Source organism: Aquamicrobium terrae, from assembly GCF_040545735.1.
Lineage (GTDB): Bacteria > Pseudomonadota > Alphaproteobacteria > Rhizobiales > Rhizobiaceae > Mesorhizobium > Mesorhizobium terrae_A.
Map to the genome: position 1 here is coordinate 182,337 of NZ_JBEPML010000009.1, position 23,189 is coordinate 205,525.

The following is a 23,189-nucleotide window of genomic DNA, read 5'->3' on the forward strand; positions in this document are numbered from 1 at the left end:
ATGATCAGTTGTCGGCGGCGATGCGCGCCTTGACGATGCGGTCCGGCTCGGCCACCGAGCCATTCTCGGCAGCCGAACCCTTCTTGATGTTATCCACCTTTTCCATACCGCTCTCGACCTTGCCGATCACGGTATATCCGCCGTTCAGCGACGCCGCCGGCGCGAACATGATGAAGAACTGCGAATTTGCGGAGTCCGGGTCCTGCGCGCGGGCCATGCCGACCACGCCGCGCTCGAACTTCTCGCTAGAGAACTCGGCCGGCAGGTCCGGCAGGTCCGAACCGCCGGTGCCGACGGCGCGCGGATTGTAGCCGTCTTCCATGTCGCCATACTGTACGTCGCCGGTCTGCGCCATGAAACCGTCGATCACGCGATGGAAGGCAACATTGTCATAGGCGCCGTCGCGCACCAGCTTCTTGATCTGCTCGACATGCTTGGGCGCGATATCCGGGCGCAGCGCGATGGTCACGTCGCCGTCCTTGAGGGTGAGGACCAGCGTATCCTCCGGTTCGGCGGCGAAGGCCGGCAACGCGGCAGCGGCAAGACCGCCGACCACGATGGCAAAGGCCGCGAGCTTCTTGAGCGTCATTGGGGGTGTCTCCAGCTATTTCGCGAATTTGGCGGTCAGCGGCTCGACGACCGCAGCGGGCACGAACGGCTCGATATTGCCGCCCATGGAAGCGATCTGGCGCACGAGTGTGGCGGTAATGGTTCGCACCGACGGGCTGGCCGGCAGGAAGATGGTCTGCAATTCCGGCGCCATCACCTCGTTCATGCCCGCCATCTGCATCTCATAGTCGAGGTCGGTGCCGTCGCGCAGGCCACGGATCATGATCGAAGCGCCGTGCTTGCGCGCCGCATCTACGACCAGTCCGTCGAAGGCAACCACCGCGAGCCGCCTGGCATCGGAGCCGAATTCCTGCGCGGCCACGGTCTCGATCAGGCCGACGCGCTCCTCGAATGAAAACAGCGGCTTCTTGCCGGGGTGAATGCCAATGGCGGCGTAAATCCGGTCGGCGATGGCGAGCGACGCCTTCAGCACGTCCAGATGGCCGTTGGTGAGGGGGTCGAACGACCCTGCGTAGATGGCGATGCGTTCGGTCATGGCCTTCGCTTCTAGAGACAGCCGAAGCCAAACGCAACGCATGAACGCCGGATGAACGGCCGGGTCAGAACCCGTTCAAGCCGAATCGCGGAAGTTGTACGCCAACCGGATGAAACCAAACGCACGCCCGTGCGTTTTTCAAACACAGGAGGTACGTTCATGATCATCTACATGCTCGCCGCCGCCATGACCATCGCCATGCTGATCGCCACGGCTTTCGGGCTGCATCAGGAGGCAGAGCGCAGCCGCGCACCGCGCCGCACCGGCGGCTTCCCCTTGCGCTCGCGCAACCCCTACCACCTTTAATTCAACAAGGTGCCGGCGGTGACGAAAACGGGCTGAAGCCGCGGCGGATCACTCCGCCTGCGGCTCCTCGCCAGTCGTGCTCCCGGCCTCAATCCCCGTCCCATCGGTGACGGTTTCATTTCCGGCAGCATCGACGTCGTCGTTCTCATCCTCGTCGGAGCCCGGCTCGGAAATGCGCTCGACCGAAACGACCTTCTCGCCTTCCGCCGTGTTGAAGATGGTGACGCCCTTGGTGGCGCGGCTGGCGAAACGGATTCCGTGGACCGGCACGCGGATGACGGTGCCGCCGTCGGACACCAGCATGATCTGATCGTCATTGCCGACCGGGAACGTCGCCACCAGCCTGCCGATCTCATCGACCTTCGACACGTCGGTGGCGCGGATGCCTTTGCCGCCGCGATTAGTCAACCGGAAATCGTAAGATGACGAGCGCTTGCCGTAACCCAGTTCCGTGACCGTGAGCACGAACTGCTCGTGCGTCTTGAGGAATTCGTAGCGTTCGTCGGAAAGCTGCGCCTCCTCGCCGATCTCCTCGTTGGTAAGAGCGATTTCCTCGTCCTCGCCATTGCCGGACAGCAGGCGCCTCTCGGCCGCGGCGCGCTTGAGATAGGCGGCACGCTCCGACGGATCGGCATCGACATGCTCGATGATGGTCATGGAAATGGCGCGGTCGCCCTCCGCCATCGAGATGCCGCGCACGCCGACCGAATTGCGGCCGGCAAACACGCGCACGTCCGAAACGGAGAAGCGGATGCACTGGCCCGACGCCACGGTGAGCAGCACGTCGTCGTTCTCCGTGCAGGTCTCGACGCCGAGAATCTCGTCGCCCTCGTCCAGCTTCATGGCGATCTTGCCGTTGCGCTTGACGTCGACGAAGTCGGACAGCTTGTTGCGGCGAACGGTGCCGCGCGTGGTGGCGAACATCACGTCCAGTTCGCTCCAGCTCGCCTCGTCCTCGGGCAGCGGCATGATGGTGGTGATGCGCTCGCCCTGCTGCAAGGGCAGCATGTTGATGAGCGCCTTGCCGCGCGACTGCGGACTGCCGACCGGCAGGCGCCACACCTTCTCCTTGTAGACGATGCCGCGCGAGGAGAAGAACAGCACCGGCGTGTGGGTGTTGGCCACGAACAGCCGGGTGACGAAATCCTCATCCTTGGTCGACATGCCCGAACGGCCCTTGCCGCCGCGACGCTGCGCCCGGTAGAGCGACAGCGGCACGCGCTTGATGTAGCCGGAGTGGCTGACGGTGACGACCATGTCCTCGCGCTGGATCAGATCCTCGTCATCCATGTCGGCGCCGCCATCGGCAAGCTCGGTGCGGCGCGGCGTGCCGAACTCGTCGCGCACCGCCGCCAGTTCGTCCTTGACGATCTGCTGGATGCGCGCGCGGGACGACAGGATGTCCAGATAGTCGCGGATTTCCTCGCCGATGGTGTTCAACTCGTCGGCGATCTCATCACGGCCGAGCGCGGTCAGGCGCTGCAGGCGCAGTTCGAGGATGGCGCGCGCCTGTTCCTCGGAGAGATTGTAGGTGCCGTCCTCGTTGATGCGATGGCGCGGATCGTCGATCAGGCGGATCAGCGATTCCACGTCGGCAGCCGGCCAGCGGCGCTCCATCAACTGCTCGCGCGCCGTCTGCGGATCGGGCGCGTGGCGGATGAGCTTGATGACCTCGTCGATATTGGCCACCGCGATGGCAAGGCCGACCAACACATGGGCGCGATCGCGCGCCTTGCGCAGCAGATATTTGGTGCGCCGGCTGATGACCTCCTCGCGGAAGCTCACGAAGGCCTTCAGCATGTCGATGAGGGTCAGCACTTCCGGCTTGCCGCCGTTCAGCGCCACCACATTGGCCCCGAACGAGGTTTGCAGCGGCGTGTAGCGGTAGAGCTGGTTGAGGATCACCTCGGCATTGGCGTCGCGCTTCAGCTCGACGACGACGCGGTAACCCTGGCGGTCGCTCTCGTCGCGAATGTCGGAGATGCCCTCGATGCGCTTGTCTCGCACCAGTTCGGCCATCTTCTCGATCATCGAGGCCTTGTTCACCTGGAAGGGAACCTCGGTGATGACGATGGCCTCGCGGTCGCCGCGGATCGGCTCGATCTCGACCTTGCCACGCATGACGATGGAGCCGCGTCCGGTCGAATAGGCATTGTAGATGCCCGAACGGCCGAGAACGATGCCGCCGGTCGGGAAATCCGGGCCGGGAATGATCTCCATGAGATCGGTCAGTTCGATGGCCGGGTTGTCGATGATGGCGATAGCGCCGTTGCACACCTCGGCCAGATTGTGCGGCGGGATGTTGGTGGCCATGCCGACCGCGATACCGCCCGAGCCATTGACCAGGAGGTTCGGGAACCGCGCCGGGATGACGCGGGGCTCCGCTCCCGAGGCGTCGTAGGTATCCTGGAAATCGACCGTATCCTTGTCGATGTCCTCGAGCAGTTCGTGCGCGACCTTGGCGAGGCGCGCCTCTGTGTAGCGCATCGCCGCCGGCGGATCGCCGTCGATGGAGCCGAAATTGCCCTGCCCGTCGATGAGCGGCACGCGCATCGACCAGTCCTGCGCCATGCGCACCAAGGTGTCGTAGATCGAGGCGTCGCCATGCGGATGGTATTTACCCATCACGTCGGCAACAGGGCGGGCCGACTTCACATATTTGCGGTTCCAGTGGTAGCCGCTCTCATGCGAGGCGTACAGAATGCGCCGGTGGACCGGCTTGAGGCCGTCGCGAACGTCAGGCAGAGCGCGGCTGACGATCACGCTCATGGCGTAATCGAGATAGGAGCGCTGCATCTCCTCGACGATGGAAATCGGTTCGATGCCGTTCGGATCGCCGTCGGCACCGCTCGGTGTTTTGTGGTCGGTCAAATCAGGTCACACGTGTTGGGAATCATTCCTGTCTTATATAGGAACGGCACCGGATTCTCCAACAATGAACGATCTTTTCCAGAACTGATTTTCGACGTTATTTCAAATGGATATGCGATTTTTGGGGAAATCGCGACAACGTGTGCACGCTTGTCTTTATCCGCCGGCCGCCACAGGCCGCCTTGCGGCTGGCGCCGGTTGCGGCATTGCGCTAGCCTGAAAATTCAGGGGACAGTTGCCGATGCCGAATTTCGACAGTCTTTTCAACGCCTTCGTTACCTTACTGGTGACCATAGATCCGCCGGGCCTGGCGCCGATATTCCTCGCCGTCACCCGCAACATGAACCGGGGCGAGCGGGGGCAGGTGTCGGTCCGGGCAAGCATCATCGGCTTTGTCGTGCTGGCACTGTTCGCCGTGGCCGGAGCCGCGATCCTGTCCGTCTTCGGCATCACGCTGGCAGCCTTCCGCGTGGCCGGCGGATTCTTGCTCTTCTTCATCGCCTTCGAGATGGTTTTCGAGCGGCGCAACGACCGCAAGGAGAAGATTTCCGACGTCGCCATCACCCGCGACCATATCCACAACATCGCGGCCTTCCCGCTGGCGATCCCGCTGATCGCCGGGCCAGGCGCCATTTCCGCGACCGTTCTCCTGTCCGGCTCCTTCCAGGGCATCACGGGCCAGATTGCGCTGGTCGGCATCATCTTCCTGTGCCTTGCCCTTACCTATCTGGTTTTCCTGCTGGCCGAGCGCATCGACCACATACTGGGCCAGACCGGCCGGTCGATCCTGACCCGACTGCTCGGCGTGATCCTGGCGGCCCTCGCCGTCCAGTTCGTGGCCGACGGCGTCAAGGCGCTGATCGCGGGCTGACGCAGAGACGGAAAACCCAAGCCCGGCAAGCGGCGCGAAGCGAATTCTTAACCCTGAATGCGGAGTTTCTCCTTCGATCACCAATTCAGGAGAAACGATATGAGCAGGATTCTGATCATCTCTTTTGCCGCCCTGTCGCTATCCGCCTGCGGTTCTTCCCAGGCCATGAGGACAGCGAGCGGCGCGGCCATCGGCGCCGGCTCCGGCGCTCTGGCGGGTGCGGCGGTGGCAGGAACAGGCGGCGCGGTGGTGGGCGGCCTCGGCGGCGCAGCACTTGGAGCCGTGATCGGCTCCAGCCGGTAACCCCAAAAAAAGGACCGCCCCGCCGGTCAGGCGGGGCGGCCCAAGTTTCACACGAAGGTTACGCTATTCCTTGGCGTCCAGATTGGTGCCCAGCGTATCCTTGACGAACAGCATGCCGATGATCAGCGACATCGCCGCGATCGCCACCGGATACCAGAGGCCGAAGTAGAAGTCGCCCTTGTAGGCGCTGAGCGCGAACACGGTTGCCGGCAGCAGTCCACCGAACCAGCCATTGCCGATGTGATAGGGCAGCGACATGCCGGTATAGCGGATGCGGGTCGGGAACATCTCCACCAGAATGGCGGCGATCGGCCCGTAGACCATGGTCACGTAGAGCACCAGGATGAACAGGATGCCGATGGTCAGCGGCCAGTTCACCTTCTGCGGATCGGCGAACATCGAGAACGCACCGGAATCCGGGATCGAGTAGGCGGTGATCTCGGTGGCGCCCGCCGCCTCTTCGGCCGTGACGACCTTGTCGGCGATGGCCTTATCGACCGGGATCGTCTTCTTCTCGCCGGCGCGGATCGCCGCCGCGTCGAGGTTCAGTTCCGGATTGGCAGCGACGAAGGCATCCAGCTTCTGATCGGCCACCATGCTGGTGGCGCGATGGATCGGATAGCCGCCGTCCATCAGGGCGATATTGATGCCCTTGCTGAAGGCAGCTTCTTTCGCCTTGGCGTCGTCGCCGGCGGCGATGGCGTCATAGGACTCCACCGTCTCGTTGCCGATGGTGACCGTTGCCGGCGTGCCGGGCGCGGCGGTCGCCACCACGTCGTAAGGCACCGAGCTGCGGGTCAGGAAGGACGTGGCGATATCGCAGGATGTCGTGAACTTCGCCGTGCCGACCGGGTTGAACTGGAACTTGCAGTCGCCCGGCGCGGCGGTCACCGTGGCGCGCACATTCTGCTGTGCCGCCGCCAGTGTCGGGTTGGCGGCCCATGTCAGCGCCTTGAACAGCGGGAAGGTCGTCAGGATCGCCAGGACGAAACCCGCCATGATGATCGGCTTGCGGCCGATCTTGTCGGATAGCCAGCCGAACACGACGAAGAAGATCGAGCCCACGGCGAGCGCGGTGGCGATCATGATGTTCACCGACCAGGCGTCGACCTTGAGCACGTTGGTGAGGAAGAACAGCGCGTAGAACTGGCCGTTGTACCACACGACGGCCTGGCCGGCGGTGAGGCCGAACAGCGCCAGGAGCGCGATCTTGGCGTTCTTCCACTGGCCGAAGGCCTCGGAAAGCGGCGCCTTGGACGTCTTGCCCTCCGCCTTCATGCGCTTGAACGCCGGCGATTCCGACAGCGACAGACGAATCCAGATGGAGATGCCAAGCAGGACGAACGAGATGATGAACGGAATGCGCCAGCCCCAGGAAGCATAGGCTTCAGCGCTCAGCGAAGCCTGCACGATCAGGATGACGGCCAGCGAGAGGAAAAGACCCAATGTGGCGGTGGTCTGGATCCACGACGTGTAGAAGCCACGGCGGTCGTCCGGCGCATGCTCGGCGACATAGGTCGCGGCACCGCCATATTCGCCGCCCAGCGCCAGGCCCTGCAACAGGCGCAGCAGGATGAGGATGATCGGCGCGGCGATGCCCCAGCTCGCATAGCCGGGCAGGATACCGACGAGGAACGTCGACAGGCCCATGATCGTCATGGTGACGAGGAAGGTGTATTTGCGGCCGACGAGATCGCCGATGCGGCCGAAGACCAGCGCACCGAAGGGCCGCACAAGGAAGCCGGCGGCGAAGGCGAGCAGCGCGAAGATGTTGCGGGTCGCTTCCGGGATGGCCGAGCTGAAGAAGGTCGAGCCGATGAATGCGGCCAGTGAACCGTAGAGATAGAAATCGTACCATTCGAACACGGTACCAAGCGACGAGGCGAAGATGACCTTCTTCTCCTCACGCGTCATGCCGCGGCTCGAACCGCCGGCGGTGGATGCCATTGCCATGGTGGTTCCTCCTTTTTGCTGCCTCCGTGGCGACCCTCCTGTCGCCGGCGAGAGGCAAATGGGGCGCGGACTCAAATGAGCGCCATCGGGCAAAAAGTGACAGAAAGCCGCAGCAAACGGCACCAGTGCTTTGGAATTATGACTTTGGTCTAATGTAGCCGCAAGCCTGAGCCGGCCGGCGGCCGCGGGCTCAGCCGGCCAGCGCGTCGAGCAGATTTACCGCCGCGACGAAATCCCTGTGGCGCTGGGAACGGCGCGCGACCGCCTCGGCATCCTGTCCCCATTGCTCGATCTGCCAATCCTCATCGACATGAGCGGCCAGCCATGCGTTTTCGGCATCCAGCTCGGCGGCCTCGACCGCCAGCGCCAACAGCGCCGAGCCGGTGAGCGACGTCATGACGTGCAGGGAGGTGAGCCGGAACGGATCGTTGCGGCGGGCAAGCCAGGCGCCGAGCACGGCGATCGACTCGCGCGGCTGCTCGACATGCATGACGCCCTCGGCCAGGTTGAGGCGGGCGCCGATGGCGGCCTGCGCCCAGTCCAGAACCTTGTCCCAATGCCTGTTCTGGCGCTCGACCAGGCCCTGCGGCCCATCAGCCCGGTAGCAGAGCATGTCGGACGAGGCGAAGCGCAAGATGTCTTCCAGCACGGCTTGCGGATCGGAAGCGACACCGTCGATCGCCGTGTTGACCAGCCGCAGCACCGGCATGGCCACCGGGTCGATCACGTCCTTCTGGGCCTCGAACTCGGCTGCGACCAGTTCCGCCGCCGCCTCTGTCGGCAGCGCCAGCAGGTTCCTGCCCGGCGTGCGCACCGGCTTGCCGTCAAGCTCCACGGCAAAGCCCCCGTCGCGACGCGTCACCGCTGCATGGCTGTAGAAGCGCTTGGGCAGGGGCGCGCGCATCTGGATCTGGGCGCGGCGGACAGGGTCGGGGTCCGACAGGTGGATGCCTTGCTCGATATCGTTCAGCATGTCGCGCATATCGACCTTCCTGCCCTCACCCGATGATCTGTTTTCGTACCGGCCTGTTGACGATGATAAGCCCGACGCCGATCAGCAACAACGCCGCCGCGATGCGCCAGCTCAACGGCTCATCCAGAAGCAGCGCGCCGCACAGAACCCCGAACACCGGGGTCAGGAAGGCGAAACTGGACAGGCCCGATGCAGGATAGCGCCTGAGCAGCCAGAACCACAGCACGAAAGTGAAGCCCACGATATAGCTTGCCTGAAACAGCAGTGCGGCGGTCGCCACCGGCGTCACCGAACGGATCGGCTCGGCCGCGAACGGCAGGGCGACGGCACTGACCACGAACGCGCCGGCAAGCTGGTAAAGCAGCACCTTCTCGGCGCTCACACTGGTCAGGCGCGAGCGCTTGATGGTCAGGTTGGTGGCGGCCCAGACAATACCCGCGCCGAGGCTCAGCACATCGCCGACCAGGGTGCCCGACCCATCGAGCCGGTCGGAAAACACCACGACCATGCCGGCGAAGGCGAGCAGCAGGCCGAACAGCTTGCGCGCGGTGAAATGCTCGCCAAGCAGGAAGTGGCCGCCCAGCAGCATCCAGAAAGGCATGGCGTTGACCAGCAGCGTGTTGCGGGCCACCGTCGTATGCTCGAGACCGACCAGCAACAGCAGGAACTCGATGCCGAACAGCAACCCGGCCGCCATGCCGGCCAGCAGCGTGCCGTCCTTCTCGAACAGTGGAATGCGCCGCCACAGGCACCACAGGAAGACCAGCGCGCCACCGAGCGCGGCACGGACGAACGATACGAAAAGCGGATCGAAGCCCGTATAGGAAATCTTGGCCGCCACATAGTTGAGGCCCCATGACAGCGTCAGCCCGATCATCAAGGCGGTCGCCGTCAGGTCGATCGCGTCGCGGCGATCGATTGCGCCCGTTGCCGTATTCACGCGTCGTTCTCGGCGCTCTGTTCGTCAAAACCGAGCAAATTCCAGCTCTGGCGCATGTGCGGGGGCATGGGCGCGGTCACGTCGATCCTGCCGCCGTCGGGATGCGGGATAACGATGCGGCGCGCATGCAGATGCAGACGGTTCTGCATACCGCCTGGAAAATCCCAATTGGTGTCGGCTTCGAAATATTTAGGATCGCCGATGATCGGGCAGCCGATATGGGCAGCGTGGACACGAAGCTGGTGCGTGCGCCCCGTATAGGGCTCCATCTCCAGCCAGGACAGCGACTGCGCCGCCTGCTCGACCACGCGGTAAAAGGAAACGGCATGGTCCGAGCCCTTCTCGCCGTGCCTGGCCACCCGCATGCGGTCGCCATCGGGCGTCTGCTCCTTGACCAGCCAGGTGGAAATCTTGTCCTCGCGCTTCGGCGGAACGCCCTTCACCAGGGCCCAATAGGTCTTCTTCGTCTCGCGATGACGGAACGATTCCGACAGCTTCATCGCCGCCAGCCGCGTGCGCGCAACCACCAGCACGCCCGAGGTGTCGCGGTCGAGCCGGTGGACCAGACGCGGCTTCTCGCCCTTCTTGTTGCGCAGGGCTTCCAGCATGTCATCGACATTGCGGGTCACGCCGGAGCCGCCCTGCACCGCCAGCCCGGCCGGCTTGTTGAAGACATAGACCTTCGGGTCCTCGTGCAGCAGCATGCGCGCCAGCACATCGCCATCGTCCTGGTTGCGGATCGAATAGCCGGTCATCTGGTCGCTGGCCTTGCGGTCCACGTCGAGCGGCGGAATGCGGATGACATGGCCGGGCTCGACCCGCGTGTCGGCCTTGGCGCGGCCGCCATTGACCCGGACCTGCCCCGACCGCAGCAGCTTCTGCAGATGGCCGAAACCGAGGCCCGGATAATGGGCCTTGAACCAGCGGTCGAGCCGCATGCCGGCCTCGCCGGCCTCAACCGTTATCTGTTCTACGCCTGCCATGAGCCTGTCCATTGATCCCGGCCGCCAGATAGCATCAAGCGCCCGCCTTTGCGAGCCGGGTTGCGACATGGGAAAGTTGTTATGTCAGCCGCGTTCCTTGCGCAGCTTGGCCCAATATTCAAGGCGCTTCCTGATTTCGCGCTCGAAACCGCGCTCTGGCGGATCATAGAACGTCTGCCGGCCTATCTTTTCGGGGAAGTAGTCCTGCCCGGAAAAAGCATCCGGCTCGTCGTGATCGTAGCGATAGCCGGCGCCGTAGCTTTCTTCCTTCATCAGCTTGGTCGGCGCATTGAGGATATGCTTGGGCGGCAGCAGCGAGCCATGTTCCTTGGCCGCCCGCATGGCCCCCTTGAAGGCGGTATAGACGGCGTTCGATTTCGGCGCCGTGGCGAGGTAGACGCAGGCCTGCGCAAAGGCCAGTTCGCCCTCGGGCGAGCCGAGATAATCATAGGCATCCTTGGCGGCATTGGCGACGACGAGCGCCTGCGGGTCGGCCAGGCCGATATCCTCGACCGCCATGCGCACCAGCCGCCGGCCGAGATAAAGCGGGTCCTCGCCCGCGTCGAACATGCGCGCAAGGTAGTAGAGCGCCGCGTCCGGATCGGAGCCGCGCACGGATTTGTGCAGGGCCGAAATCAGATTGTAATGGCCGTCCTGTCCCTTGTCGTAGATCGGCGCGCGCCGCTGAACCACGGCAAGCAGGCCCTCGGCATCGAACACCTCGCCCGGCCCCACCGCGCGCCACACCTCTTCGGAAAGCGTGAGCGAAGCGCGGCCATCACCGTCCGCCATCCGCACCAATGCCGCCCTCGCCTCCTCGTCGAGCGGCAAGGGCTTGCCTTCGGCCTCCTCGGCACGCGCCAGAAGCTTGGCGATGCTTTCCTCGTCGAGCGAACGGAAGGTGAGCACGCGGGCACGCGACAGCAACGCCGCGTTCAGCTCGAAGGACGGGTTTTCCGTCGTGGCACCGACGAGAATGACCGTGCCATCCTCCATCACCGGCAGGAAACTATCCTGCTGGGCGCGGTTGAAACGATGGATCTCGTCCACGAACAGCAAGGTCTGGCGGCCGTTGGCACGGCGCAGACGGGCCGTCTCGAACACCTTCTTGAGGTCCGCGACACCGGTGAAGATCGCCGAAACCTGCTCGAAGGCAAGGCTGGTTTCGCCCGCCAGCAGCCGCGCCACCGTGGTCTTGCCCGTTCCCGGTGGTCCCCAGAAGATCATGGAACCGAGCGAGCCGGAACGGATCATGCGCGTCAACGCCCCGTCCGGGCCGGTCAGGTGCTCCTGCCCGACGACCTCGGCAAGGCTCTTCGGCCGCAGCCGGTCTGCGAGCGGCTGTCCCACGGGCGCCGCCAGCGGCTTATCGGGGCTGAACAGGTCCGCCATGTTCTTCCGATCTCAGTAGCGCAGAACCTGGCGCATCAACTGCCCGTCGCGCTCGATGGTGAAACGCCACCAGCGCGAGTTCTGCTGCGATGCGTCGGCCAGCTTGCGGGCGCTGTCGATGGTCTGGCCATTGACCTCGCGCACGATGTCGCCCGGCCGCAAGCCGAAATCGCCGGCAGGTGAATTGCGGTCCACCTCGACCACGGCAACACCCTTCGTATCGGCATTCATGCCGAGGCGCTGGGCCAGCCGGGGCGAGAGTTCCGCCACCTTGGCGCCGGCAAAGGGGCTGCGCCCGCGCAGTTGCACCTGCGCGTCGGCGGCGCCCTCCGGCGCCCGCTGCAAGGCGATATCGACCTTCTTTTCCTCGCCCTTGCTCAGCACATCGAGCGCGGCCTGCGTCCCGATCGGTTGCGTCGCCAGCCGATAGCCGAGCGCGTCCACGCCCTCGATGCGGGCGCCGTTGAAGCTCAGCACCACATCACCCGGCCGCAACCCGGCCTGATCGGACGGGCCGCCCGCCTCGACGGCCGAAACCAGCGCGCCGTACGGCAGTTCCATGCCGAGCGATTCCGCGATCTGCGGGGTCACCGGCTCGAAGGTCGCGCCGATATAGGGCCGTTCGAAGAAGTCGCGGCCGGACTTGGCGGCTTCGACGAAGGCACGTACCATGTTGGCGGGAATGGCGAAGCCGATGCCGATGGAGCCGCCGCTGCGGCTGTAGATCGCGGTGTTGATGCCGACCAACTGTCCCGCCATGTTGATGAGGCCACCGCCGGAATTGCCGGGATTGATGGCGGCGTCGGTCTGGATGAAGAAGCCGGAATCGGAAATGCCGATATGGCTGCGGGCCAGCGCCGAGACGATGCCGGAGGTGGTCGTCTGGCCGACGCCGAACGGATTGCCGATGGCCAGAACGAGGTCACCCACCTGCAAGGCGTCGGAATCGCCGATGGCGATGGTCGGGAACGGCTTGTCGGACTCGATCTTCAGCACAGCCAGGTCGAGCGACTCGTCCTTCAGCAGCACCTTGCTGGTGAATTCGCGGCCATCCGACATGGCCACCTTCACCTCGTCCGCATCCTTGATGACGTGGAAATTGGTGACGACGAAGCCGGCTTCGTCGACCAGAACCCCCGATCCCAGGGAGGACTGCGCCCGCGGCATCGAACGGCCGAAGAACTGCTCGAAGAACGGATCGCCCTCGAAGGGCGAGCGCACCCGGGCCGTCTTGGAGGCGTAGACATTGACCACGGCCGGCGCCGTTTCCTTGACCAGCGGGGCAAAGGAAAGCTGCACCTCCTCACGGCCGAACGGCACGCGGCGGTCGGGGCCGGACGTCGTGTCCGCATCGCCGGAACCTTGCAGCAGATCGGTCAGCACCTCGCTGAGGCCGGGCGACTCGCCCTTCCTTTCCTGGGAAAGCGCCTGTGGCGCAAACGGCGCGGCAAGAAGCATGGACAGGACGCCGATAACGGCGACGGTCAGACGCTTGGGAGCCATAAACGAATCCTCCGAGCAATGTCGCCGTCCATTGTCGCGACGATTGTGCAAAATGAAAGGCTTGTTAAGCCCGATTGGCGCGGCGCTTCAAGGCACTTCCCAAGCGTTGCGGCTTCCCTGGGCCTGCAGGTTCCAACGCCGGCGTGCGACCACGGCATGGCCCTGGGCCGACTACACGAAAATGTGGCCAAGCGTGATCCCGATGGCAGTCGAAACAGCATTCCACGCCCGTTATATAGTCGATGTCGCAACCATCACAATGCCAGCGAGGCGACCGTCATGCCTGCCTACCACCCGCCCCGGATCGCCGCCGGGGAAATCACGCCCGAATCGATTTTCCTGAACAGACGGGGTTTCCTCGCCGGAGCCGGTGCTGCCGGCCTGCTTGCCTTCGGAAGCAGCGTTCCGGCCGGAGCCGCGGCATTGAAGGCATCGGAAAGCCCCTTCTCGACGGATGAAAAGCTGACATCGGAGGACGACGTCACCGCCTACAACAATTTCTACGAGTTCGGCCTCGGCAAGGGCGACCCGAAAGCCAAATCGGGCAAGTTCAAGCCGACCCCATGGACCGTCAAGGTCGACGGCATGGTTAGCAAGCCACGCGAATTCGGCCTTGAAGAACTGCTCGCCTTCCCGCTCGAGGAACGCATCTACCGGATGCGTTGTGTCGAGGCATGGTCCATGGTGATCCCGTGGGCGGGCTTCCCGCTGGCCGCGCTTCTCGACAAGGTCGAACCGCTCGGCTCGGCAAAATACGTGGCTTTCGAAACCGTCGTGCGGCCGGACGAGATGCCCGGCCAGGGCGGTTTCTTCCAGTCCCTGGCATGGCCCTATGTCGAGGGCCTGCGGCTTGACGAGGCCCGCCACCCGCTCACCATCCTCGCGCTCGGCCTTTACGGCAAGACCTTGCCCAACCAGAACGGCGCGCCGGTGCGGCTCGTGGTGCCGTGGAAATACGGCTTCAAGGGCATCAAGTCGATCGTACGCATCACGCTTACCGACAAGCAGCCGCCGACCACCTGGAACATCGCGGCGCCGAACGAATACGGCTTCTATGCCAACGTCAATCCGGCGGTCGATCATCCGCGCTGGAGCCAGGCCAGCGAAACCCGCATCGGCGAAGGCGGCTTTTTCGGCGCCAACCGGAGGCCGACCCTGCCCTTCAACGGCTATGAGGAAGAAGTCGCCAAACTCTATGCCGGGCTGGACCTGAAGGCCAACTTCTGATGCCGCTTTCGCCACGCTTGCGTAAAGCCTCCGTCTGGGCACTCTATGCCATCGGGCTCGTTCCCGCCGCCTGGGGCTTCTGGCTTGGCGCCACCGGCCGGCTGCCGGGCAACCCGGTCAAGGAATTCGAGCATCTGTTGGGCCTGTGGGCGCTGCGCTTCCTCATTGCCACGCTCGCCATCACGCCGCTGCGCGACATCTTCGGGCTGAACGGGCTGCGCTACCGCCGGGCGCTCGGGCTGCTCGCCTTCTGGTATGTGCTGATGCACTTCACCACCTATATGGTGCTCGACCAGTTCCTGAACTTCGCTGCCATCGTCGAGGATATCGCCAAGCGTCCCTTCATCACCATCGGCATGGCGGGGCTGGCGATGCTCGTTCCGCTGGCACTGACCTCCAACAGCTGGTCGATCCGCAGGCTGGGCGCGCGCTGGGGAAAACTGCACCGGCTAGCCTATATTATCGCCGCGGCGGGCGTGCTGCACTACGCCCTGTCGGTGAAGGTTGTCGGGCCGGAGCAGTGGGTCTACATCGCGATCATCGCCCTGCTGCTGGCCTGGCGACCGCTGCGGCCATATTTCAACCGCCGCAAACGCGCCCCACGACACCGCGTTACAATCGAGCGTGCCTGAGAAAAACGGAAAGGCAGAAAAGCAAAAAGGCCGGGAGAGCGATCTCCCGGCCTTTTCGATTGAATATGCCCGAAAGATCAGGCTGCTTCGGCCTCGTCAACGCCTTCGGCCTCGACGCGGGCGCGGTCGCCGGCGCCCTTGGCCGAGGTGTCGCGATCGACGAACTCGATCACGGCCAGCGGGGCGTTGTCGCCGCGGCGGAAGCCGGCTTTCATGATGCGCAGGTAGCCGCCATTGCGGGTCGCATAGCGCGGGGCGATGGTGTCGAACAGACGCTTGACGACATCCTCGTTGCCGATCTGCGCGATCACCTGGCGGCGGGCGTGCAGATCGCCGCGCTTGCCGAGGGTGACGAGCTTCTCGACGATCGGACGCAGGTCCTTCGCCTTCGGCAGGGTGGTGACGATCTGCTCATGCTCGATGAGCGAGACGGCGAGGTTGGCGAACATCGCCTTGCGGTGGCTTGCACTGCGTGAGAAACGACGGCCTTTGAAACCGTGGCGCATGGCTCTTTTCCTTCTTCAGCTATTCAGGAGGCCACGGCCTCCGATGGTTTTCCGCATGGCCGTCGGACCGGACGAGCCGGTCCTCGGTACCATGCTCTATTCAGGCTCAGTACTGGTCTTCGTAACGCTTCGCGAGATCTTCGATGTTCTCCGGCGGCCAGTCCTGAACCTCCATTCCGAGGTGCAGGCCCATGGAAGCCAGAACTTCCTTGATCTCGTTCAGCGACTTGCGGCCAAAATTCGGAGTGCGGAGCATTTCCGCCTCGGTCTTCTGGATCAGGTCGCCGATGTAGACGATGTTGTCGTTCTTGAGGCAGTTGGCCGAACGGACCGAAAGCTCCAGCTCGTCCACCTTCTTCAACAGTGCCGGGTTGAAGGCGAGTTCCGTCACCTGCTCGGCGGCGGTTTCCTTCTGCGGCTCCTCGAAGTTGACGAACAGGCTGAGCTGGTCCTGCAGGATGCGGGCAGCGAAAGCCACCGCGTCCTCGCCCGTCACCGAACCGTCGGTCTCGATGGTCATGGTGAGCTTGTCGTAGTCGAGAACCTGGCCCTCGCGGGTGTTTTCGACCTTGTAGGACACCTTCTTGACCGGCGAGTAGAGGCTGTCGACGGGGATCAGCCCGATCGGAGCATCCTCGGCGCGGTTGCGCTCGGCCGGGACATAGCCCTTGCCGGTGTCGACCGTGAACTCCATGCGGATCTCCGCACCCTCGTCCAGCGTGCAGATGACGTGGTCGGGGTTGAGGATCTCGACATCGCCAACGGTCTGGATGTCACCGGCGGTGACGGCACCGGGACCCTGCTTGCGCACAACCATGCGCTTGGGACCCTCGCCTTCCATCTTGATGGCGATTTCCTTGATGTTGAGGACGATGTCGGTGACGTCCTCGCGCACGCCTGCAATCGAGGAGAACTCGTGCAGCACGCCGTCGATCTGGACAGCCGTGACGGCAGCGCCGCGCAGCGACGACAGCAGAACCCGGCGAAGCGCGTTGCCCAGCGTGAGACCGAAACCACGCTCCAGAGGCTCGGCAACCAGCGTGGTCACCGTCTTGTTCTTTGACGAGAACTCGACCTTGTTCGGCTTGATCAGTTCCTGCCAGTTTTTCTGGATCATATTGCCTTCCTTCCGTTTCCCCACCACCATCCAATCGTGGCGGGCGACCTGGAAAACCGCAAAAGCGCCCGTGGGCGCTCAAGCGGCGAAAAATGAAATGTCAGACGCGGCGCTTCTTGCGCGGACGGCAGCCATTGTGCGGGATCGGCGTCACATCACGGATCGAGGTGATGGTGAAGCCGGCAGCCTGAAGCGCGCGGAGAGCCGATTCACGGCCGGAACCGGGGCCGCAAACCTCGACCTCGAGCGTGCGCATGCCGTGTTCCTGCGCCTTCTTGGCGGCGTCTTCGGCAGCCATCTGGGCAGCGAACGGGGTCGACTTGCGCGAACCCTTGAAGCCCTGGGCACCGGCCGACGACCAGGCAATCGCATTGCCCTGCGCGTCGGAAATGGTGATCATGGTGTTGTTGAAGGTCGAATTCACGTGGGCAACGCCCGACGAGATGTTTTTACGTTCGCGACGACGAACGCGAGCGGCTTCCTTGGCCATGTTTTTCCTTTCAGTTGATCTCTACACCGCCGTAATGCCAGCGGCTACACCTGTTGGGGAGTAGGGCAGTAGGGGAATAAGGGAGTATGTTTCCGTCGCGGCAGGCCGCAGCGTCTTTACATACTTCCCTACTCCCCTACTCCCCCATTCCCTGAAATTACTTCTTCTTGCCGGCGATCGCCTTGGCCGGGCCCTTGCGGGTACGCGCGTTGGTGTGCGTGCGCTGACCGCGAACCGGCAGCGAGCGGCGATGGCGCAGGCCGCGGTAGCAGCCAAGGTCCATCAGGCGCTTGATGTTCATCGAAACTTCGCGGCGCAGGTCGCCCTCGACCTGATAATCGCGGTCGATGGCCTCGCGGATCGCCAGCACCTCGGCATCGGTGAGCTGGTTCACTCGACGCTCGGCCGGAATGCCGACCTTGTCGATGATCTCCTGGGCAAACTTCTTGCCGATGCCGTGAATATATTGCAGCGCGATAACGACGCGCTTGTTGGTCGGGATGTTGACGCCGGCTATACGGGCCATCTTCGTTCTCCATGTGGGCCGGCCATGCCGACGCTGTTGCTTTTACCCGCGTCCGGTGGAGGCCGGCCCTTGCAGGTGTTTCTTCAAGTTGCAGCAAGCATGCCAAAACGGCACGCCCACCTCACGCCTTGTGGGAATGAGGGGTCGCCATACTCCACATGACCGCTGCCGTCAAGTGAAGGCGAAAAGTTTCAGCCGACGGCCTCCGGCAGCAGCGCCTCGATCTGCGCCGTCACCTCGTCCATCGAGGCCATGCCGTCGACGCCCTTGAGCATGCCCTTGGCATGGTAATAGCCGATCAGCGGGGCGGTCTTCTTGTAATATTCGCGCAGACGCTCCTCGAACACTACGGGGTTGTCGTCCTTGCGCACCGGCTGGCCGGCAGCCTTGGCTTCCTCGGCCCGCTTGACGATGCGGCCGACCAGCGCACGGTCGTCCACCACCAGCTCGATCACGCCGTCCAGCTTCTTGCCACGCTCCTTGAGCATGGCCTCGACAGCGTCGGCCTGCGCCAGCGTGCGCGGGTAACCGTCAAGGATGAAGCCCTTGGCGCAATCGGGCTGGTCGATGCGTTCGGCGACGATGGCATTGACCACGGCATCCGAGACCAGCTCGCCGGCATCCATGATCGCCTTGGCCTGCTGGCCGACCGGCGTCTGCGCCGCCACCGCGGCGCGCAGCATGTCACCGGTGGACAGTTGCGGAATGCCGTATTTGCTTACGAGCCTCTGGGCCTGGGTGCCCTTGCCCGCCCCAGGCGGGCCCAGCAGTATAAGCCTCATCGTCCCCTCTTTCCTCCACGCAGCTTCGACTTCTTGATCAATCCCTCATACTGGTGCGCGATCAGGTGTCCCTGGATCTGCGCGACCGTATCCAGCGTCACACTGACAACGATCAGAAGCGAGGTGCCGCCGAGATAGAAAGGAACGCCCGTCGCCGCAATCAGATATTCCGGCAGCAGGCAGACGGCGACCAGGTAGACCGCGCCCAGAACCGTGATGCGGGTGAGCACATAGTCGATGTACTCCGCCGTGCGCTCGCCGGGGCGATAGCCGGGAATGAAGCCCGAATGCTTCTTGAGCTGGTCGGCCGTATCCTTCGGATTGAAGACGATAGCCGTGTAGAAGAACGCGAAGAACACGATCATCGCGCCGTACAGGAACATGTAGATCGGCTGGCCGTGGCCGAGGGCCGACAGGATGCTGGAAGCCCAGGCCGGCATGTTCTGGGTATTCGAGAAGCCGGCAAGCGTGGCCGGCAGCAGGAGCAGCGACGACGCGAAGATCGGCGGAATGACGCCCGACGTGTTCAGCTTGAGCGGCAGGTGCGAGGTATCGCCCTGGAACATGCGGTTGCCGACCTGGCGCTTCGGATACTGGATCAGCAGGCGGCGCTGGGCGCGCTCCACGAAAACGATGATGGCGATGACCACCACCGCAAGCGCCATGATGGCCAGCACGAGGCCGGTCGACAGTGCGCCGGTGCGGCTCAGCTCCAGCGTTCCGCTGATGGCGCGCGGCATGCCGGCGACGATGCCCGCGAAGATGATCAGCGAGATGCCGTTGCCGATGCCGCGGGCGGTGATCTGCTCGCCCAGCCACATCAGGAACATGGTGCCGCCCGTGAGCGTGATCACCGTGGAGATCTGGAAGAACAAGCCGGGGCTGGAAACGATGTTGTTGCCGCTCTGGAGGCCCACGGCGATGCCGTAGGACTGGACCAGCGCAAGCAGGACCGTGCCGTAGCGGGTGTACTGGTTGATGATCTTGCGGCCCTGCTCGCCTTCCTTCTTCAAGGCTTCGAGCGTGGGAATCACCGAGGTCATCAGCTGCATGATGATCGAGGCGGAGATGTAGGGCATGATGCCGAGCGCGAAGATCGCCATGCGCTCGACGGCGCCGCCGGCGAACATGTTGAACATGCCCAGCACGCCGCCGCTCTGCTGCTGGAAAGCCTGCGCGAAGGCTTCAGGATTGATTCCCGGCAGCGGGATATAGGTGCCAAGCCGATACACAAAGAGCGCACCGAGCGTGAACCAGATGCGCTTCTTCAGATCCTCGGCCTTGGCGAAGGCCGCAAAATTGAGATTGGATGCCAGTTGTTCAGCAGCCGAAGCCATGCAAATTTCTCCGCTGGACGACGCGGGGGCCCGCTTCGGGCGGCGCGTATCACCGAAGACCCGAGATAGGCCCGGCGCGGCCAAGATGCAAGCGGCCGCATTGACGCGGCCGCTTTGTTATTCCGGTATTATTCAGCCGCCGCAGCTTCGGGCAGCTTCACCGATCCGCCAGCCTTCTCGATCTTCTCGATCGCGGCCTTGGAGGCGCCGGCAACGTCGAAGGCAACCTTGGCCTTCAACTCGCCGTCGGACAGGATACGGACGCCGTCCTTGAGGCGGCGCACGACGCCGGCCTTGACCAGCGATTCGGCCGTCACCGTCTCCTTGGCGTCGAGCTTCTTGGCGTCGATGGCAGCCTGGATGCGGGCCAGCGACACGGCATTGTAGCTCTTCGAGAAGAGGTTCTTGAAGCCGCGCTTGGGCAGACGGCGATAGAGCGGCATCTGGCCACCCTCGAAGCCGTTGATGGCCACGCCGGAACGCGACTTCTGGCCCTTCACGCCGCGGCCGCCGGTCTTGCCGAGGCCCGAGCCGATACCACGGCCCACGCGCTTCTTCGAATGCGTTGCGCCTTCGTTGTCACGCAGTTCGTTGAGTTTCATATTCTGTCTCCTGCGCTGTGGCTCAGCCCTCGTCCACGACGCGGACGAGATGCGAGACGGAGGCGATCATGCCGCGCACCGAAGGGGTGTCCTCCAGCGTGCGCTGCTTGTGCATCTTGTTGAGGCCGAGGCCGACCAGCGTCGCGCGCTGCTCCTTCGGACGGCGGATCGGCGAGCCGATCTGCTCAACGGTGATGGTCTTGGTAGCTTTCTTTGCCATGATGATGGTCCCTCGTCAGCGCCGACTATTCCTCGGCAGCCACGGCGGTGCCGCGACGAGCCTGGAGGGTCGAGTACTTGATGCCACGAGCGGCAGCGACATCCTTCGGGTGCATCTGCTTCTTCAGCGCATCGAAGGTAGCGCGAACCATGTTGTAGGGGTTGGAAGACCCCATCGACTTGGCAACGACGTCATGCATGCCGAGCGTCTCGAACACAGCGCGCATCGGACCACCGGCGATGATACCGGTACCCTGCTTGGCGGTGCGCAGCAGAACGCGGCCGGCGCCGTGACGGCCCTCGACGTCGTGGTGCAGCGTACGGCCCGAGCGCAGCGGCACGAAGATCATGTCGCGCTTGGCCGATTCGGTCGCCTTGCGGATGGCTTCCGGCACTTCGCGCGCCTTGCCGTGACCGAAGCCGACGCGGCCCTTCTGGTCGCCGACGACGACGAGCGCGGCGAAGCCGAAGCGACGGCCGCCCTTCACCACCTTGGCGACGCGGTTGATGTGAACGAGCTTGTCGACGATGCCGTCGTCGCGCTCTTCGCGGTCACGGCCACGCTCGCGGCCGCCTTCCCTACGTTCCTGTGCCATATCCTGATCCTTATTTTTTTCCGGAAGCACGGATTGCTGAAATGCCGGCAGCCCTGTTTCGGGATGCCGGCGGCGAAATTCACGTCTCCTGTGAACGATCCAGAGGAAAAAGTCAGCAACTTTTTTGTCGCTGGCCCTTTCCGGACCGCCTTAGAAGCTCAGCCCGCCCTCGCGAGCAGCCTCGGCCAGGGCCTTGACGCGGCCATGATAGATGTAGGCGCCGCGGTCGAAGACCACTTCCTTCACGCCCGCCTTGATCGCGCGCTCGGCGATCAGCTTGCCGACTTCGGCAGCCGCAGCGCTGTCAGCGCCGGTCTTCTTGGAAGACTTGAATTCCTTTTCCAGGGTCGAAGCGGCGGCCAGGGTGCGGCCCTGGGCATCGTCGATCACCTGCACATAGATGTTCTTCGACGTGCGATGAACCGACAGACGCGGGCGACCGTTGGCAACGGCCTTGATCTGACGACGGACGCGCGCGGCGCGGCGCTGGGTGGATTCCTTGGAAGCCATGTGTATTTCCTGCCTTGTAAAACGGGAGCTGCCTTATGCGGTAGGCCGAAGCGCCTCCCGCGACACCTTCCCGTGGCGTTGACGTTCTTACTTCTTCTTGCCTTCCTTGCGGAAGATCTTCTCGCCCGCGTAGCGCACGCCCTTGCCCTTGTAGGGCTCCGGCTGGCGGTATTCGCGGATCTCGGCGGCCACCTGGCCAACCTTCTGCTTGTCGATGCCGGTGATGCTGATCTCGGTCGGCTTCGGGCAGGCGAGCGTGATGCCTTCCGGAGCCTCGTAGATCACTTCATGGCTGAAACCCAGCGAAAGCTGGATGTTCTTGCCCTGCATGGCGGCACGATAACCGACGCCCTGGATCTCGAGCTTGCGCTCGAACCCGTCCTTGACGCCGACCAGGATGTTCTCGATCTGCGAACGGGACATGCCCCACTTGGAACGCGCATCCTTGGAGGCGTCGCGCGGCTCGACGCTGATCTCGCCGTTTTCCAGCTTGACCAGAACCTCGTCGTTGACGACGAACTTCAGTTCGCCCTTCGGACCCTTGGCCGTAACGGTCTGGCCGTCAACGGTGGCGGTCACGCCCTGCGGCACGGCTAGGGGCTTCTTACCAATACGAGACATTGTGTTGTCCTCGTCACTCTTATTGTTTCAGGTCCTGCCGGGAGACGCGGGTCTCACCGGCAATTCCTATCGGGAACGGTTACCGGATCAGAAGACCTGGCAGAGAACTTCCCCGCCGACATTCTGTTCACGCGCCTCGTGGTCGGCCATCACGCCCTTGGGCGTCGAAAGGATGGCGATGCCAAGGCCGTTGGCAACCTGCGGGATCGACTTGGCCGAAACATAGACGCGGCGTCCGGGCTTCGAAACGCGCGAAATCTCGCGCACCACCGGGGAACCGTCGAAATACTTCAGCTCGATCTCGATCTCGGACTTGCCGTTGTCGAAGTCGGTCTGGCTGTAATCGCGAATATAACCTTCCGCCTTCAGCACTTCGAGGACGCGGGCGCGCAGGCGGGAAGCCGGCGTGGACACGGTCGTCTTCTTGCGGCCGTAGGCGTTACGGATACGGGTCAGCATATCGCCGAGAGGATCGCTCAGGGACATCTCGTCTACTCCTTACCAGCTCGACTTGACCAGGCCCGGGATCTTGCCCGTGTTGCCCAGGTCGCGCAGCGCGACACGCGAAAGCTTGAGCTTCCGATAGAAGGCGCGCGGACGGCCGGTGACTTCACAACGGTTGCGGATGCGGATCTTCGCCGAGTTGCGCGGCAGGGCCGACAGCTTGAGCTGGGCGCGGAAGCGCTCCTCAAGCGGCAGCGACTGGTCCATCACGATGTCCTTCAGCGCCTTGCGCTTCGCGGCATACTGCTGGACGAGCTTGCGGCGCCGGTTGTTCTTCTCGACTGAGCTGGTCTTTGCCATTTCAGATTTTTCCTTTGCTC

The 23,189-nt window shown here is 63.8% G+C and carries 27 protein-coding genes; 5 read left to right on the forward strand and 22 right to left on the reverse strand.

Annotated features, from left to right (window positions below; translation table 11 throughout):
* Positions 1-4: 4 nt before the first annotated feature.
* Together ABID37_RS14545 and coaD are read right to left on the reverse strand one after the other, a co-directional pair.
* The gene (locus ABID37_RS14545) at positions 5-589 is read right to left on the reverse strand and encodes a peptidylprolyl isomerase (RefSeq protein WP_354195941.1); all 585 of its coding nucleotides are present in this window, start codon (positions 587-589) and stop codon (positions 5-7) included.
* 15 nt (positions 590-604) lie between these two features.
* Positions 605-1,105: a pantetheine-phosphate adenylyltransferase gene (gene coaD, locus ABID37_RS14550; RefSeq protein ID WP_354195943.1), complete on the reverse strand. Its 501-nt coding sequence runs from the start codon at positions 1,103-1,105 to the stop codon at positions 605-607.
* Between the two features lie 159 nt (positions 1,106-1,264).
* On the opposite strand from coaD, the gene ABID37_RS14555 reads away from it, so the two are divergent.
* Positions 1,265-1,411, forward strand: coding sequence for a hypothetical protein (locus tag ABID37_RS14555; RefSeq protein WP_354195945.1), 147 nt, complete (start codon positions 1,265-1,267; stop codon positions 1,409-1,411).
* Between the two features lie 48 nt (positions 1,412-1,459).
* Here ABID37_RS14555 and gyrA read toward each other — a convergent pair whose 3' ends face one another.
* The gene (gene gyrA / locus ABID37_RS14560) at positions 1,460-4,282 is read right to left on the reverse strand and encodes a DNA gyrase subunit A (RefSeq protein WP_354195946.1); all 2,823 of its coding nucleotides are present in this window, start codon (positions 4,280-4,282) and stop codon (positions 1,460-1,462) included.
* Positions 4,283-4,523: 241 nt separating this feature from the next.
* Here gyrA and ABID37_RS14565 point away from each other — a divergent pair, with 241 nt between their 5' ends.
* Complete coding sequence (locus tag ABID37_RS14565) at positions 4,524-5,153, forward strand: MarC family protein (protein WP_354195947.1); 630 nt, start codon at positions 4,524-4,526, stop codon at positions 5,151-5,153.
* Between the two features lie 99 nt (positions 5,154-5,252).
* Positions 5,253-5,456 (forward strand): YMGG-like glycine zipper-containing protein, encoded by a 204-nt coding sequence (locus ABID37_RS14570; protein ID WP_354195948.1) that lies wholly within the window; start codon positions 5,253-5,255, stop codon positions 5,454-5,456.
* Positions 5,457-5,519: 63 nt separating this feature from the next.
* On the opposite strand, the gene ABID37_RS14575 is transcribed toward ABID37_RS14570, so the two are convergent.
* From ABID37_RS14575 to ABID37_RS14600, 6 genes are all read right to left on the reverse strand, one after another.
* Positions 5,520-7,409 carry an MFS transporter gene (locus tag ABID37_RS14575; RefSeq protein ID WP_354195950.1) on the reverse strand — a complete coding sequence of 630 codons (1,890 nt, stop codon included), beginning with the start codon at positions 7,407-7,409 and terminating at the stop codon, positions 5,520-5,522.
* A 190-nt stretch (positions 7,410-7,599) separates the two neighbouring features.
* A complete protein-coding gene (locus tag ABID37_RS14580; protein WP_354195952.1) occupies positions 7,600-8,391 on the reverse strand; it encodes an ATP12 family chaperone protein in 792 nt (263 codons plus the stop codon).
* Positions 8,392-8,407: 16 nt separating this feature from the next.
* Positions 8,408-9,322, reverse strand: coding sequence for a DMT family transporter (locus ABID37_RS14585; protein ID WP_354195954.1), 915 nt, complete (start codon positions 9,320-9,322; stop codon positions 8,408-8,410).
* The gene (locus ABID37_RS14590; RefSeq protein WP_354195956.1) at positions 9,319-10,305 is read right to left on the reverse strand and encodes an RluA family pseudouridine synthase; all 987 of its coding nucleotides are present in this window, start codon (positions 10,303-10,305) and stop codon (positions 9,319-9,321) included. Before ABID37_RS14590 ends, ABID37_RS14585 begins: the two co-directional genes overlap by 4 nt.
* 84 nt (positions 10,306-10,389) lie before the next feature.
* Complete coding sequence (locus tag ABID37_RS14595) at positions 10,390-11,697, reverse strand: replication-associated recombination protein A (RefSeq protein ID WP_354195958.1); 1,308 nt, start codon at positions 11,695-11,697, stop codon at positions 10,390-10,392.
* 12 nt (positions 11,698-11,709) lie between these two features.
* Entirely contained in the window at positions 11,710-13,200 is a 1,491-nt protein-coding gene (locus ABID37_RS14600; protein ID WP_354195960.1) for a DegQ family serine endoprotease, read from the reverse strand.
* Positions 13,201-13,479: 279 nt separating this feature from the next.
* On the opposite strand from ABID37_RS14600, the gene msrP reads away from it, so the two are divergent.
* Both msrP and msrQ read left to right on the forward strand, forming a co-directional pair.
* Positions 13,480-14,427 carry a protein-methionine-sulfoxide reductase catalytic subunit MsrP gene (msrP, locus tag ABID37_RS14605; RefSeq protein WP_354195962.1) on the forward strand — a complete coding sequence of 316 codons (948 nt, stop codon included), beginning with the start codon at positions 13,480-13,482 and terminating at the stop codon, positions 14,425-14,427.
* Positions 14,427-15,059: a protein-methionine-sulfoxide reductase heme-binding subunit MsrQ gene (gene msrQ, locus ABID37_RS14610; protein ID WP_354195964.1), complete on the forward strand. Its 633-nt coding sequence runs from the start codon at positions 14,427-14,429 to the stop codon at positions 15,057-15,059. Before msrP ends, msrQ begins: the two co-directional genes overlap by 1 nt.
* Positions 15,060-15,136: 77 nt before the next feature.
* Here the strand turns inward: msrQ and rplQ are convergent, their stop codons facing one another.
* From rplQ to rpsN, 13 genes are all read right to left on the reverse strand, one after another.
* A complete protein-coding gene (gene rplQ / locus ABID37_RS14615; RefSeq protein WP_354195966.1) occupies positions 15,137-15,565 on the reverse strand; it encodes a 50S ribosomal protein L17 in 429 nt (142 codons plus the stop codon).
* Between the two features lie 106 nt (positions 15,566-15,671).
* Positions 15,672-16,682, reverse strand: a complete 1,011-nt coding sequence (locus ABID37_RS14620; protein WP_354195968.1) for a DNA-directed RNA polymerase subunit alpha — start codon at positions 16,680-16,682, stop codon at positions 15,672-15,674.
* A 100-nt stretch (positions 16,683-16,782) separates the two neighbouring features.
* Positions 16,783-17,172 carry a 30S ribosomal protein S11 gene (rpsK, locus tag ABID37_RS14625; protein WP_018427863.1) on the reverse strand — a complete coding sequence of 130 codons (390 nt, stop codon included), beginning with the start codon at positions 17,170-17,172 and terminating at the stop codon, positions 16,783-16,785.
* Between the two features lie 157 nt (positions 17,173-17,329).
* The gene (gene rpsM / locus ABID37_RS14630; protein ID WP_354195970.1) at positions 17,330-17,698 is read right to left on the reverse strand and encodes a 30S ribosomal protein S13; all 369 of its coding nucleotides are present in this window, start codon (positions 17,696-17,698) and stop codon (positions 17,330-17,332) included.
* Positions 17,699-17,889: 191 nt separating this feature from the next.
* Positions 17,890-18,480: an adenylate kinase gene (locus tag ABID37_RS14635; protein WP_354195972.1), complete on the reverse strand. Its 591-nt coding sequence runs from the start codon at positions 18,478-18,480 to the stop codon at positions 17,890-17,892.
* Positions 18,477-19,817: a preprotein translocase subunit SecY gene (gene secY / locus ABID37_RS14640; protein WP_354195974.1), complete on the reverse strand. Its 1,341-nt coding sequence runs from the start codon at positions 19,815-19,817 to the stop codon at positions 18,477-18,479. Before secY ends, ABID37_RS14635 begins: the two co-directional genes overlap by 4 nt.
* Before the next feature lie 128 nt (positions 19,818-19,945).
* Positions 19,946-20,419 (reverse strand): 50S ribosomal protein L15, encoded by a 474-nt coding sequence (rplO, locus tag ABID37_RS14645; RefSeq protein WP_354195976.1) that lies wholly within the window; start codon positions 20,417-20,419, stop codon positions 19,946-19,948.
* 22 nt (positions 20,420-20,441) lie between these two features.
* Positions 20,442-20,639, reverse strand: coding sequence for a 50S ribosomal protein L30 (rpmD, locus tag ABID37_RS14650; protein ID WP_354195978.1), 198 nt, complete (start codon positions 20,637-20,639; stop codon positions 20,442-20,444).
* A 25-nt stretch (positions 20,640-20,664) separates the two neighbouring features.
* The gene (gene rpsE, locus ABID37_RS14655; RefSeq protein ID WP_354195980.1) at positions 20,665-21,234 is read right to left on the reverse strand and encodes a 30S ribosomal protein S5; all 570 of its coding nucleotides are present in this window, start codon (positions 21,232-21,234) and stop codon (positions 20,665-20,667) included.
* Positions 21,235-21,384: 150 nt separating this feature from the next.
* Positions 21,385-21,744 carry a 50S ribosomal protein L18 gene (gene rplR, locus ABID37_RS14660; RefSeq protein WP_354195982.1) on the reverse strand — a complete coding sequence of 120 codons (360 nt, stop codon included), beginning with the start codon at positions 21,742-21,744 and terminating at the stop codon, positions 21,385-21,387.
* A gap of 87 nt (positions 21,745-21,831) precedes the next feature.
* Positions 21,832-22,365 carry a 50S ribosomal protein L6 gene (gene rplF, locus ABID37_RS14665; protein ID WP_354195984.1) on the reverse strand — a complete coding sequence of 178 codons (534 nt, stop codon included), beginning with the start codon at positions 22,363-22,365 and terminating at the stop codon, positions 21,832-21,834.
* 87 nt (positions 22,366-22,452) lie between these two features.
* Positions 22,453-22,851, reverse strand: coding sequence for a 30S ribosomal protein S8 (rpsH, locus tag ABID37_RS14670; protein WP_354195986.1), 399 nt, complete (start codon positions 22,849-22,851; stop codon positions 22,453-22,455).
* A gap of 12 nt (positions 22,852-22,863) precedes the next feature.
* A complete protein-coding gene (rpsN, locus tag ABID37_RS14675; RefSeq protein ID WP_354195988.1) occupies positions 22,864-23,169 on the reverse strand; it encodes a 30S ribosomal protein S14 in 306 nt (101 codons plus the stop codon).
* Between the last annotated feature and the right edge of the window lie 20 nt (positions 23,170-23,189).

Bases quoted from the DNA above. Each gene is read 5' to 3' on its own strand.
- ABID37_RS14575 (WP_354195950.1), bottom strand. From the start codon at position 7,409: ATGGCAATGGCATCCACCGCCGGCGGTTCGAGCCGCGGCATGACGCGT.
- ABID37_RS14600 (WP_354195960.1), bottom strand. From the start codon at position 13,200: ATGGCTCCCAAGCGTCTGACCGTCGCCGTTATCGGCGTCCTGTCCATG.
- ABID37_RS14595 (WP_354195958.1), bottom strand. From the start codon at position 11,697: ATGGCGGACCTGTTCAGCCCCGATAAGCCGCTGGCGGCGCCCGTGGGA.
- ABID37_RS14580 (WP_354195952.1), bottom strand. From the start codon at position 8,391: ATGCGCGACATGCTGAACGATATCGAGCAAGGCATCCACCTGTCGGAC.
- msrP (WP_354195962.1), top strand. From the start codon at position 13,480: ATGCCTGCCTACCACCCGCCCCGGATCGCCGCCGGGGAAATCACGCCC.
- ABID37_RS14555 (WP_354195945.1), top strand. From the start codon at position 1,265: ATGATCATCTACATGCTCGCCGCCGCCATGACCATCGCCATGCTGATC.
- secY (WP_354195974.1), bottom strand. From the start codon at position 19,817: ATGGCTTCGGCTGCTGAACAACTGGCATCCAATCTCAATTTTGCGGCC.
- rpsH (WP_354195986.1), bottom strand. From the start codon at position 22,851: ATGTCCCTGAGCGATCCTCTCGGCGATATGCTGACCCGTATCCGTAAC.
- rpsN (WP_354195988.1), bottom strand. From the start codon at position 23,169: ATGGCAAAGACCAGCTCAGTCGAGAAGAACAACCGGCGCCGCAAGCTC.
- rplQ (WP_354195966.1), bottom strand. From the start codon at position 15,565: ATGCGCCACGGTTTCAAAGGCCGTCGTTTCTCACGCAGTGCAAGCCAC.
- rpsM (WP_354195970.1), bottom strand. From the start codon at position 17,698: ATGGCCCGTATAGCCGGCGTCAACATCCCGACCAACAAGCGCGTCGTT.
- ABID37_RS14545 (WP_354195941.1), bottom strand. From the start codon at position 589: ATGACGCTCAAGAAGCTCGCGGCCTTTGCCATCGTGGTCGGCGGTCTT.
- ABID37_RS14565 (WP_354195947.1), top strand. From the start codon at position 4,524: ATGCCGAATTTCGACAGTCTTTTCAACGCCTTCGTTACCTTACTGGTG.
- ABID37_RS14635 (WP_354195972.1), bottom strand. From the start codon at position 18,480: ATGAGGCTTATACTGCTGGGCCCGCCTGGGGCGGGCAAGGGCACCCAG.
- rplO (WP_354195976.1), bottom strand. From the start codon at position 20,419: ATGAAACTCAACGAACTGCGTGACAACGAAGGCGCAACGCATTCGAAG.
- rpsK (WP_018427863.1), bottom strand. From the start codon at position 17,172: ATGGCCAAGGAAGCCGCTCGCGTTCGTCGTCGCGAACGTAAAAACATC.
- rplR (WP_354195982.1), bottom strand. From the start codon at position 21,744: ATGGCTTCCAAGGAATCCACCCAGCGCCGCGCCGCGCGCGTCCGTCGT.
- rpsE (WP_354195980.1), bottom strand. From the start codon at position 21,234: ATGGCACAGGAACGTAGGGAAGGCGGCCGCGAGCGTGGCCGTGACCGC.
- rpmD (WP_354195978.1), bottom strand. From the start codon at position 20,639: ATGGCAAAGAAAGCTACCAAGACCATCACCGTTGAGCAGATCGGCTCG.
- coaD (WP_354195943.1), bottom strand. From the start codon at position 1,105: ATGACCGAACGCATCGCCATCTACGCAGGGTCGTTCGACCCCCTCACC.
- ABID37_RS14570 (WP_354195948.1), top strand. From the start codon at position 5,253: ATGAGCAGGATTCTGATCATCTCTTTTGCCGCCCTGTCGCTATCCGCC.
- msrQ (WP_354195964.1), top strand. From the start codon at position 14,427: ATGCCGCTTTCGCCACGCTTGCGTAAAGCCTCCGTCTGGGCACTCTAT.
- rplF (WP_354195984.1), bottom strand. From the start codon at position 22,365: ATGTCTCGTATTGGTAAGAAGCCCCTAGCCGTGCCGCAGGGCGTGACC.
- ABID37_RS14590 (WP_354195956.1), bottom strand. From the start codon at position 10,305: ATGGCAGGCGTAGAACAGATAACGGTTGAGGCCGGCGAGGCCGGCATG.
- ABID37_RS14620 (WP_354195968.1), bottom strand. From the start codon at position 16,682: ATGATCCAGAAAAACTGGCAGGAACTGATCAAGCCGAACAAGGTCGAG.